Origin of the sequence: Francisella sp. Scap27 (assembly GCF_013394105.1) — a bacterium.
GTDB classification, from domain to species: Bacteria; Pseudomonadota; Gammaproteobacteria; order Francisellales; family Francisellaceae; genus Francisella; species Francisella adeliensis.
The window spans coordinates 549,550-561,519 of record NZ_CP041326.1; the positions used below are offsets into that span (position 1 = coordinate 549,550).

The window sequence follows — 11,970 nt, forward strand, 5'->3', positions numbered from 1 at the left end:
ATGGTCTGATAGAACATCACAATGATAAAAAAGAAAAATATTATAGTCATTTCTATAATATCTGTCGTAGTCCTTGGCAGTTTTTTGATAGGCCAAAAACAAGGCGTCAAAAAGGCGATAAACATTCATGAGAATGAGATAAAAATACTAAAAGAAAATCTTGAATCTCAAACACCTGAGAGCTCTATAAACTGTAGACCAGGTGTAAGTTCAAAAAGAACTAATTTTGTAATTGGCTATGGTAGTTTGATGAATAAAAATTCTCGTAATATTACTGTTCCTGATGCTACATATGCGGCTCCCATACTTGTTAAAAACTTTGAAAGAATTTGGGCGTCTCGAGGCAATAAATCAAAAGCCACCTTCCTTTTAGGGATCCCTAACAAAGGTTATGTAATGAATGCCGTGTATTATAAATCTACAGCTAAAGACATTTCCGCAACAGACCTTCGAGAAGCCTCTTATTGCAGGGTTAAAATCCCTAGAAAAGACTTATTACCATTAGGTGTAAAAAGCTTACCTAAGGGTGACTACTGGATGTATGTGAAAGACTTCAAGGATGCTGAGTTCCCTACAGAAAAATTTCCAATTTTACAAACTTATGCAGATGTTTTTATGACAGGCTGTTTACAAACACAAGCTGACTTTAATCTTACTGAGTTTGGTAAGCTATGTTTTAAAACCACCTACAACTGGGATTTAGCAAATTGGGTTAATGATCGACCAGATCCACAATATGCTAGGTACTCTAAAAACACTGAAAAATATCGGAATCAAATTGATAATATAATACATCGACTCGGCTACGATGATGATCCACTTTAAAACTTAAACTTCTATGAATATATCTTCTCGTAAAATTTGTATCGCACCAATGCTTGATTGGACAGATAGACACTATCGCTATATGATGCGTTTAATTACCAAACACACTATGCTTTATACTGAAATGATAACCTTAAATGCAATCATTCATGGTAATAAAAATTTTTTACTAAATTATAATGCCGAGGAGAATCCTGTAACTCTTCAGCTTGGGGGCTGTGTTCCTAAAGACTTTATCTATTGTGGTAAACTAGCTCAAAGCCTAAACTATGATGAGATAAATATAAATGTTGGATGCCCTAGTGAACGAGTCAAAAAAGGTAATTTTGGACTTTCACTAATGGCAGAACCTGATTTAGTAGCTGATTGTGTTAAAGCCATGAAAGATAATCTTGATATCCCAATATCCGTAAAAACACGTATAGGCTATGATTATAACGATAACTATGAAGAACTTTATAACTTTGTCGAAAAGCAAGTAAATGCCGGTGTTGACTACTTATGCTTACATGCACGCAAGGGATGGTTAAGCGGGTTATCGCCTAAAGAAAATCGTACTATTCCAGAGCTAAAATACGATACTGTTTATAACATCAAAAAAGATTTCCCAAATCTTGAGATCGGTATAAATGGTGGTATAACAACTGTTGAGCAATCTCACGAGCATTTACAGCATGTTGACAGTGTTATGATTGGTCGTGAAGCGTATCATAACCCTATTATTTTTAAAAATTTTGATAATGAATTTTATAATACAAATATCCAGCCAACTACACCTTTAGAGGTTGCTCATAAAATGGTTGAGTATATAAAAACGCAAATGAAAAATGACTCTAATCTTAAATTAAACAATATTACGAAGCATACACTAAATTTATTTAATGGTTTACCAAACGCTAAAGTATACCGTAGATATTTAAGTGAAAATGCCAACAAAAAAGGAGCAACTGTTGATGTGTTTTTAGAAGCTTTAAAAGTTTTTGAAAAATAAGGTTTTAATAAAGTAATAAATAGAACCGCTAGACTAGACTAGAAATATCATCCAACTCATAATCATTATATTTATCAAAAATTTCCATTAGCTTTTGAGGTATTTTAGCAGGTCGTGATTTTGCAAGGTTTATCATTATCCATAAAGTTTCAGCTTTACACAAAAGCTTCTTATCTGACTTTTTGTATATATGATACTTACGCAAAGTAGAAATCTTTGTCGCACTTTCAACCCATGTAATAACTGTAATTTCATCACCTAAAAACCCTTGGGACATATATTCAATAGTATGTTTTTTTGCAAACCATGTAAGTCCTAATTCTTCAGTAATTTCAAATACTCCGTTAGCTTTGACATGCTCAATAGCAATATCTTGCATCCATTGTAGATAAACAATATTGTTTAGATGGTTATTTGGGTCAATATGTTCTGGTAAAACTTTTGTTGGACATACAAAGTATTTCAGTTGATTTTTCATTTATTGCCTATCAGCTCAAGTAACTCACTATAACCACCTATTTTTTCGCCATCAATAAGTATTAATGGTGTTGTTTGCAGGTTATGCTTAGCTTTAAACATATCTGTTTCTGCTCTAGTTTTAAGAATAACATCATCAAAACTAAGATTTTTATCTTCTAGTAATGCCTTTGCTTTTAGTCCATATGGACAGATTTTTTCTGGAGTTACCATGCGGTATAATTTTATATTTTGGAAATTTTTTATCATTTTAGCTATCTAGTTTTAAATTATTAAGACATAAAACATTATATAACCCTATAAGGTAAGCACCAAATGTTTTTACTCATCATGCTTTATACTTTTCCATTTTGTCAGGAGTTAAATATAGCTATTCAAAACCTCACAAACCTCCTCAGCCACTCTACTAGGAAATATCCCAACATAACCACCAAGTTTTTTAACCAGATTATCACCAGCTAACCCATGCACATATACTGCTAATCTGCTTGCTGACAATGTATCTAAACCTTGTGCTAAAAATGCTCCTATAATTCCAGATAGCACATCTCCTTGACCTGCTACTGCCATGCCTTGATTACCCGTGGTATTTATGTGGATTTCATCATCTTTACAAATTAAACTACCAGCGCCTTTGAGTATTACCGTTGCATTATAGTCTTTTGCTAATCTTCTTACAGCTTCAAACCTATTATCTTGTATTTCTTTGGTAGTACAATCAAGCAACCTTGCAGCTTCCGCTGGATGAGGTGTTATTATTTTGTTTTTCAGCTTAATAAATTCTTGTTTTATCTCTTCATTTTCAGCAATTATATTTAAAGCATCTGCATCAAATATAGCTACTTGATTTAAACTCTCAATTATTTGCTCAAGAATTTGTTGGGATTTCTTGGTAGTATCAAATCCAACTCCAACAGCTAAACATGAATAAGAATCAATATTCTCAAACACTTTTTCTAAAAGTTTTACCATAAGCTCTGGCAGAGCCATATTAGCTTTAAAACTTTGATCTAAAGGTATCATTGAAACTTTACCACATCCGCTATAAAGAGCCGAAGCACCTGCTAACTGCAATGCTCCATTCATGCCCGCATTACCACCGACAATACCAAGATTGCCGTAAGTACCTTTATTAGTGTTTTTCTTTTTTCTAAGTATAGTAGTCAAATCAATATTTTTTACTGTATTTTTATCAACACAATAATCTGATTCACTAAGCTTGATTTTAGAGCTATCGATGAGTTTAGACACTGTAACCATACCAGCATGATCTAGGCCCGCACCTGTATGCAAACCTTGTTTATTTGATAAAAATGTAATGGTTTCATTAGCTATTATTGCATTACCATAAACCTTCGCATTAAAAGCACCTAACCCACTTGGCACATCTATTGCTAAAGTGTATTTTGACTGTTTATTTATAACACTTATCAACTCTAACATCTCTGTATCTAGATCTCTGTTAAGCCCAATACCAAATAGTCCATCAATCACAACATCATACTTACTAACTTTAGGCAGCTTAAGTAAAGGTTGTTTCAGCTGGCAATATTCATGGTAATATATGTTATTAACTTCACTTGCCTTCTCACCGTAACGATATAGGTCAGCACAGTAGTTTTTATGAATTAATTTAATAGCTGTTGCTATTGCATCACTGCCATTATTACCTGTGCCTGCAACCAGAAGAATTTTGGTTTTTTTATTAAATTTATTCTTTATAAATTTTACAATTTCATCTGAAGCTAGATCTATAAGATTAAGATTTTCACTAATAGCGTAGTCTTCTATTTCTCTATTTTGTTTTTCTGTAAGAAACATTGTATGAAGCAAGATTTATATAACCATTACCGTATTATCGCAGATTTTAAATAACCTTAACAACTCATAAAACAAAATCACCAATAAAATATATGAAAAAACATTCATAATTAAGATAAGCTGGCAAATTACTACATCTAGCGTTTAAATAAAGAATCTTACAAGAAGAAATAAGTTTATCAACAAATAATAAACGTATCGAAAAATTTTTAGAATATATTTTAGTGATAGAAGTTAATAAGATTTAGTTTCCAATCTTATTTAATGTCCTTGTAATTTCTTGACCTTCCCACTTAGCTATGCCAACACTGTCTAAGCCTTTCTTTTCAGCATCTCTATGTGAAATAACAAAGATATCTTTTCTTATGCTATCAGCATTTTGATTTAATTCTGCTTGACTCATTCCAGCAAGCTTAGTAGGCATAATAATAATATCATGAGGACCTTTAAAACCAATTGTTTTGCCAAGTTTTCTTGTTTGTAACTCTTCTGTTTTGGCTTTTTCTAATAGTTCTTTTTTATCAAAATCTATACCCAGATGTCCAGCTACTCCATCAACATCAGACTCTGTAAGCTTACCATTAGCAATGCGCTGATCGAAGATAGCCTTATCATATGCCATAAACAACTCTGATCCACCTTGAAGATATGCTTCACTTGCAATTAGTGATGCATAGTTAGGAACTTTTGCATCTCTTTTTGGTGACGGATATGCTTTAAAGATAAATTTAGTATTAGGATGCTCTTTCGTAAGCTTTGCAACCTGCTTAGAGATTTGAGCACATGTTCCACAGCCAAAATCAAAAAAGACAACAACTGCTTGTTTTGCATCTTTAGGTCCAAATGTTGGAGTTTTTGGATCATTTAGGATTTCATTAATAACTACTGGTGTTGCAATTGTCTCTACAAATCCATTTGCTTGAGTTTGTGTATATGCTTCTGGTGCTACTGGTGGCTCTGATTTATTTGAGCAGCTCACTAATGCTAATGCAGAAACCCCAATAATTGCTGAAAGTATTTTTTTCATACTAAAAACCCTTATCTTAAATTATAAAAATGTTTTCAAGAATGATGATCTTGATGGATGCTTAAGTTTTCTAAGAGCTTTTGCTTCAATTTGACGAATTCTCTCACGAGTTACATTAAACTGCTTACCAACCTCTTCTAAAGTATGGTCTGTGTTCATACCTATACCAAAACGCATCATTAAAACTTTTGCTTCTCTTTCTGTAAGCCCAGTTTCAATAAGCTCTTTTATAGCTTCACGAAGATTTTCTAGGTTTGCTGCTTCTATTGGAGAATAGTTGTTTTTATCTTCAATAAAATCACCAACAGTAGAATCTTCATCATCGCCAATAGGACTTTCCATAGAAATAGGAGTATGTGAGATGTTAAGAATTTTTTTAAGCTTCTCTTTAGTCATATTTGGAGTAAACTCAATAATCTCTTCTTCCGTTGCTTCACGTCCTTTTTCTTGTAAAACTTGGCGTTTAATACGATTAACTTTATTGATAGTCTCTATCATATGTACTGGCACACGAATAGTTCTAGCTTGGTCAGCAATAGATCTTGTGATTGCTTGACGAATCCACCAAGTAGCATAAGTTGAAAACTTAAAACCTTTACGATAATCAAATTTATCAACGGCCTTCATTAGACCAATATTACCCTCTTGGATAATATCTAAGAAGTGTAAACCTCGGTTTGTGTATTTTTTAGCTTCAGAAACAACTAATCTTAAGTTTGCTTCAATCATCTCTTTTTTAGCTTGAGTAATTTTTGCTTCACTCTTAGATATTTCTATATTTACTTTTTTAAGCTCTGCAATATCCATCATCATTAAATCTTGAAACTGGATAACTTGCTTAGTTAAAAGTTCAATTTCTCGAACTATATTATCAGTAAACTTATATTTTTTAGTCAACGGAGCAAGCCAATCAGTCTTACCAATAGTATAAACTTTTATAAACTCCGCTCTAGGAGTTTTTGCTCGTTCAACACTTAGTCGCATAATCTTTCTTTCAAACTCTTTTACTCGCACAAAAGGTTGCTTGATATAGTCAACGAGTTTTTGCAAATGAGTTGTTGAAAGTCTTAGACAATCAAACTCTTTAACTATTTGAGTATATAATTTTTTAGTAGGTTTTTTACGGTACTTATCAAATTGAGTTTCAAGATCAATAAAGAAATTATAAGCCCTTTGTGTATCAATCTTCTCATCATGATCATCTTCAGCAACTTTTTCCTCAGAAACTTGTTCATCACTAAAGCCTGCCATAATTTCATTAAAACGAAGATATTTAGCTACTGGTTCATCCTCTATATCTTGAGAACTCATATAGTCTTTAGCTTTTTCTTCTATCTCACGAAATCTTTCAATATATGTTTTGATAACTATAGGGTATTCTAAAATTGTACTAAAAACCTCTGTCGTACCCTCTTCAATTCTAATAGCAATCTCTGTTTCACCTTTTTTATCTAAAAGGTCAACAATCCCCATTTCACGCATATACATACGGATAGGGTCAGAAGTTTTTCCTTTAAGGTCATCAAGATTAGCCTCACTAACCTTTCTTTCATCTTCTTCTTCTAATTGTGGAGTTCTATCATATACTTCGATACCAGCATCTACTAATATTGCTTCAATTTCTTCATATTTTTTAGGGTCGTCTGAGACATCGCCTGGTAGAGCATCAAGGATATCGGTTCTAGTCAAATAACCTCTTTCTTTACCATCAACTATCAGATCTTTTAAGTCCGAGAGTAAGTCTTCTTTTGTCATTATAATACTCCAATAGGATTTTCTATATTTTATATAATAGGTTTTTATCTTTTATATTTTAAACTAATTACTCATTTTTGCTACCAAATATTTCCTCTCCATCTCCTGAACTTCTGTTCTAAAAGGCAATGTCCCTAGATATTTAAGTCTTTGTCTAATACTACGGCTTTCAGCAACTTTTAAATTACTTAAAAGCTGATGATTATAAGAGCTTTCACAGTTTTTCTTAAAACTATGCTCTAACCCATAACTCATCAATTCAAAAAAATAATCTCTAAAATCTGGATACTCTTCACACAAAAGTTGAATCAATATTACTGGTTGCATATCTATAGATGAGTCTTCTTTTAATATTTTCAAGGCCTTTGATAATATTGCTAATCTTTTTGAGCCTTCAAAAACCTCAACATCTTTGCTTTTTATAGTTTCAATCACATCCTGTGTATTTACAAAAATCTCAGCAAGTAACTTCTCCTCTAACAAAAGATTTTGAGCTATTTTTTTCTGTACTATTTTTGGATGATTTGGATGATTTTCATCGTTCACATCTACGAATTTTTTACGCGATTTTAAAAGCTTCTGTACTTGCTCCACCTTTAAACCGATCCTCTCTGAAATAGTAGCTATAATGCTTTCAGAATATATGTTTGCTTCAACCTCAGAAACAAAATCTTTAAGGCTCTCAACAACTTCAGCCTTTGATTCAGCTTTTGATAAATCTTTGTCAGCAATAAAACTATTAACCAAAAACTCTGCTACTGGTTCAGCATCCTCAATTTTCTCTTGAAACATACTTAAACCATGACTTTTGATAAAATCATCAGGATCTTTACCATCTGCTAAACTAAGTATTTTAAGCTTTTTATTTGCATCTAAAATTGGTAATACAATTTTGATAGTTCTAGTCGCAGCCTTTTGTCCAGCTGAATCACCATCAAAACACAATACAACTGAGTTTGTTTCTCTAAACAATATTTTTGCATGATTCTGTGAAAAAGCTGTTCCTAGCGTTGCAACAGCCCCATAAAAACCAAAGCCGGCCAAACCAACTACATCCATATAGCCCTCAACAACTACAAGGCTTTCACTAACTTGGTGTTGTTTTTTTAATTGGCGATACTCATAAAGCCCGTACAGCACGTTGTTTTTTTGAAAAACTAGTGTCTCAGGTGAATTGATGTATTTAACTCCTTCAACATCTTCAATAACTCTGCCACCATAAGCAATCACACTACCCTGAATATTACGAATTGGAAACATAATCCTGCCGCGAAAACGATCATAAACCCTACCGCTATCATTTTTGATAGCTAGACCACTTTCAAGTAATATCTCTTGAGATATTTTAATACTATTTGCAAAATCCGTAATATATGTCCATCCTTCTGGTGCATATCCAATACCAAAAGTCTTAGCTAAAGCTCCATCCACTTCTCGTTCTTTAAGATATCCAATTGCTTTATCTTTTGTAGGTGCATTACCTAAATTCCAACGATAACATTTCTGTGCTGTTTCTAAGAAGCTTATACATTTTTTATAAAGCTCGTCTTTTTGAATGTCTTCTTTTGAGTAGTTTTCATACTCTATAGGTTTTCCAACTATTTCAGCAAGAGTCTTTACAGCATCTATAAACTCAAGATTATTTATCTTCTTAACAAACGTAAGTGCATCACCAGATTCTTGACAACCAAAACAATGAAAGAAGTTTTTAGAGGCATTTACAGTGAATGATGGTGTTTTTTCATTATGAAAAGGACAACAAGCTTTATAATTTTTACCTGCTTTTTTTAAATTCACAAAACGAGAAACAACTTCAACAATGTCAGCACTTGAAACTAGCTCTTTAATGAAGTTGTTTTGAATCCGCTTTGCCATATATTAGAATTATCGGTTAAACTAAATTTGATTTAACTATAGCGCTTACTTTGCTCATATCTGTTCTGCCAGCTAGCTCATTTTTTACTGCTGCCATAACTTTACCCATCTCTTTCATAGATGTAGCTCCTGCTGACTCTATAGCTTTTTGAACTATCTCGATAACCTCATCGTCACTTAACTGTTTAGGCATATATTTTGTAAGTATTTCTATCTCACTTTTTTCACCTTCAGCTAACTCAGACCTATCCGCTTCAATAAACTGTTTATATGAATCTTGACGTTGCTTGATCATTTTTGTGATTATTGCAATAGTAATATCATCTGTAATCTCAACTTTTTCATCAATCTGCTTTTGCTTGATTGCAGACATTGCCATTCGAATAGTTGTAAGTCTATTTTTATCTTTATTTTTCATTGACTCTTTCATATCTTGAGTCAATTGCTGATATATTTGTGACATTTATTAAAATTGATTCCTAAAAGTAGTAGAAAGAGCTTACCATAAGTAAACCCTTAAGGTCGATTAAATTATTATATTCTTGCTATTATATTGCTTTTATAGGCTCTTTTAACAGCAGCTTGTTTTTTCCTTTTACGCTCACTAGTTGGCTTTTCATAGTACTCTCTTTTGCGTACTTCTGTAACCACTCCAGCACTTTCGCAAGATCTTTTAAATCTTCTAAGCGCTATATCAAAAGGCTCTCGTTCTTTAACTCTAATGCTCGGCATATCTTATCACCTCACTTAAAAATGCCTATATCTAAGTTAATCAAATTTTAGACCATATCTAGCCTAAAAATCATAACTCATGATTCTACCATATAGCATTAAAAAAGCAATTTCTAATTCAGATACAGCAATTTTGATTAAAACCCATAGGTTTGCTATAATGATGACTTCATTAAAACATTTCTAAGCCAATAAAATATTTATGAAATTTAAACTCTTTGACAAGACCTTTCAAGCTGGTGAGTCTGCTACTCTTGCGATGCCTTTACCTAGTATGTATTCATGTGCACCTATGTATTTACCAATAAAAATACTAAATGGGACAAAAGAAGGTCCATGTATATTAGTCTTTGGTATGCTTAATGGCAATGAATTTAACAGCATTGAAATCATAAATAATCTACTTGATGAGGTTAATCCTAAAAACTTAAGCGGTACAATTATTGCTATTCCTGTTTTAAACATATTTAGCCTTGTTCAAACAGTAAAGCATAATACTCCATTAGAACATGCCTTTCCTGGTGATGAAAACGGCTCATATATGCATAGATATGCCAACAGAATCACTCAAGAAATTATTAAAAAGGCTGACTATTCTATCCAACTAAAAACTGGTAACTTAGATTCTGAAATTCTTCCTCAAGTTTACTATAATGACGATGACGATGTTTCTTTGAAGATGGCTCGAGCATTTCAAACACCCGTAATTACAAGTGTAAACATGTCAAGAACCAGTGTTCGCAAGATTCACCAAGATTTAGATATTCCATTCATCTGTTATGAAGCTGGTGAGGCAAATAAGTTTAATGAAGAAGCTATAAACATTGGTGTTTCTGGTGTTAAAAATGTATTTAGAAAACTTGAAGTACTTGATGATGAAGAGTATAAACAGCTAGTCAAACCAGTCGTATCTGAAGATACAGAGTGGACTATTTCTGATCAATCAGGCATTTTGCGTACCGAAATAGAACTAGGAACTAGAGTCAAAGAAAATCAAAAAATTGGTAAATTAATAGACCCTTTTGGTAATAATGAACCTGTAGCATTAAAATCTCCAATCGACGGGATAATTGTTGGTATAAATAACTATCCTCTTATCAAAGAAGGTGATCTAGTTTTTAAAGTTTCATCATTTCATGATGATGAAAAAGCTGAAGCTAAACTAGAAGACTGGGAAAAAATAGCAGAAGAAAACTTCAACGATGAATAATAAATTATCAATACTAAGTATATCAATATGGTTAACTTGTGCCATATTCTTTATGTACGAGTTTTTACTAAGGACTATTCTTGGTACATTTGAACACCAAATTATTTCTGACCTTGATTTAAGTATTCTTACATTCAGTATACTTAGTTCAACTGCGTATCAGCTTACTTACGGTATAATGCAAATACCAGTAGGAATTATCACGGATAAGTTAGGCTTAAAGAAAGCTCTTACTCTAGCAATTTTAGTGTGCGCCTTAGGTGTTGGTTTATTTGGTTTATCAAGTAGTTTTACAGCAGCTCTTGTTTATAGAGTGATGATTGGTTTTGGTGCATCTTTTGGTTTCTTATGCCTTTTAATCGCTGTATATGATTGGTTGCCTCATAGGCACATAGGCCTATTCATAGGATTATCTCAGTTTATTGGAGTATTAGGTCCTATGATGGCGGCTGGGCCTTTAGATTCGTTATCTCAATCTGGCGGTATTGACTGGCGTTATGTCTTTATTATACTTGCTATTGTTGGTGTTATTTTAGCAGCTATCACTATTTTCATAGTTAAGAACAATGATGAATCTACCGATAAATTTGTCATCGTTGAAAGCTCATCAGGGCTTATAGATGGCATTAAAACTTTAATTAAAGATAAGCAAGTATGGTTAATAGCAATATTTTCTGCAACAACATATCTTGCTATAGAATACCTTTCTGAAAATGCCACTAAATCATTTTTACAGCTTAACGGCTATGATGCTAAATTAGGCTCTTATCTTATAACTCTAGCTTGGTTAGGTTACGGTATAGGTTGTCCTACTTTAGGATTCATTTCAGACAGCTTAAAAAGAAGAAAGCCTGTAATGATTGGAGCTGTATCATTAGCATTTGTTTCATTAGCTACTATTATTTATTTACCTATTAATGAATTTATACTTTATACAGCATTTATATGCTTAGGCTTAGGAGCTAGTGGACAAAGCATCGGTTTTGCGATTATTGCAGAACAATGTAAGCCTAATTATAGAGCAGCCGGCCTTGGTGTGAATAACTTCTTAATTATGTTCTCAGTAGCGATAGGAGCCCCATTGGTTAGTAGTGTTTTAGATACATTGGCTGGTGGTAAAAAGGCTTGTATCCATGATTATGAAATAAGTCTAAGCATTTTACTTGGATTTACAGCTCTTGGGATAATCATAAGTACTTTCTTAGTTAAAGAAACTTTTTGCAGATCAACTAAAGAAGTTATAATAGTAGAGTAGTT

12 protein-coding genes are annotated in these 11,970 nt (G+C 32.7%); 4 read left to right on the forward strand and 8 right to left on the reverse strand.

The genetic code is table 11. From position 1 onward, the window contains the following. Positions 1-24: 24 nt before the first annotated feature. The gene (locus FLM55_RS02650) at positions 25-825 is read left to right on the forward strand and encodes a gamma-glutamylcyclotransferase family protein (RefSeq protein ID WP_178949045.1); all 801 of its coding nucleotides are present in this window, start codon (positions 25-27) and stop codon (positions 823-825) included. 13 nt (positions 826-838) lie between these two features. Further along, positions 839-1,816 (forward strand): tRNA dihydrouridine(20/20a) synthase DusA, encoded by a 978-nt coding sequence (gene dusA / locus FLM55_RS02655; RefSeq protein ID WP_178947891.1) that lies wholly within the window; start codon positions 839-841, stop codon positions 1,814-1,816. Positions 1,817-1,844: 28 nt separating this feature from the next. On the opposite strand, the gene FLM55_RS02660 is transcribed toward dusA, so the two are convergent. The 8 genes from FLM55_RS02660 to rpsU all read right to left on the reverse strand — a co-directional run bounded on the left by FLM55_RS02660 (position 1,845) and on the right by rpsU (position 9,503). Beyond that, a complete protein-coding gene (locus tag FLM55_RS02660; protein ID WP_178947892.1) occupies positions 1,845-2,294 on the reverse strand; it encodes a thioesterase family protein in 450 nt (149 codons plus the stop codon). Then, entirely contained in the window at positions 2,291-2,542 is a 252-nt protein-coding gene (locus tag FLM55_RS02665; protein ID WP_178947893.1) for a glutaredoxin domain-containing protein, read from the reverse strand. The genes FLM55_RS02660 and FLM55_RS02665 overlap by 4 nt, the downstream gene beginning before the upstream one ends. A 111-nt stretch (positions 2,543-2,653) precedes the next feature. After that, positions 2,654-4,114 (reverse strand): NAD(P)H-hydrate dehydratase, encoded by a 1,461-nt coding sequence (locus tag FLM55_RS02670; protein ID WP_178947894.1) that lies wholly within the window; start codon positions 4,112-4,114, stop codon positions 2,654-2,656. Positions 4,115-4,358: 244 nt separating this feature from the next. Continuing rightward, entirely contained in the window at positions 4,359-5,141 is a 783-nt protein-coding gene (locus FLM55_RS02675; RefSeq protein WP_178947895.1) for a thioredoxin domain-containing protein, read from the reverse strand. A 21-nt stretch (positions 5,142-5,162) separates the two neighbouring features. Then, entirely contained in the window at positions 5,163-6,896 is a 1,734-nt protein-coding gene (rpoD, locus tag FLM55_RS02680) for an RNA polymerase sigma factor RpoD (protein ID WP_112869685.1), read from the reverse strand. A 63-nt stretch (positions 6,897-6,959) separates the two neighbouring features. Beyond that, the gene (gene dnaG, locus FLM55_RS02685) at positions 6,960-8,771 is read right to left on the reverse strand and encodes a DNA primase (protein WP_178947896.1); all 1,812 of its coding nucleotides are present in this window, start codon (positions 8,769-8,771) and stop codon (positions 6,960-6,962) included. A gap of 16 nt (positions 8,772-8,787) precedes the next feature. Continuing rightward, positions 8,788-9,234: a GatB/YqeY domain-containing protein gene (locus FLM55_RS02690; RefSeq protein ID WP_112869683.1), complete on the reverse strand. Its 447-nt coding sequence runs from the start codon at positions 9,232-9,234 to the stop codon at positions 8,788-8,790. Between the two features lie 71 nt (positions 9,235-9,305). Then, the gene (gene rpsU / locus FLM55_RS02695; protein ID WP_112869682.1) at positions 9,306-9,503 is read right to left on the reverse strand and encodes a 30S ribosomal protein S21; all 198 of its coding nucleotides are present in this window, start codon (positions 9,501-9,503) and stop codon (positions 9,306-9,308) included. Positions 9,504-9,705: 202 nt separating this feature from the next. Between rpsU and FLM55_RS02700 the strand changes: the two genes are divergently transcribed. After that, positions 9,706-10,713: a succinylglutamate desuccinylase/aspartoacylase family protein gene (locus FLM55_RS02700; RefSeq protein WP_178947897.1), complete on the forward strand. Its 1,008-nt coding sequence runs from the start codon at positions 9,706-9,708 to the stop codon at positions 10,711-10,713. Further along, the gene (locus FLM55_RS02705; RefSeq protein WP_178947898.1) at positions 10,706-11,968 is read left to right on the forward strand and encodes an MFS transporter; all 1,263 of its coding nucleotides are present in this window, start codon (positions 10,706-10,708) and stop codon (positions 11,966-11,968) included. Before FLM55_RS02700 ends, FLM55_RS02705 begins: the two co-directional genes overlap by 8 nt. Positions 11,969-11,970 lie beyond the last annotated feature (2 nt).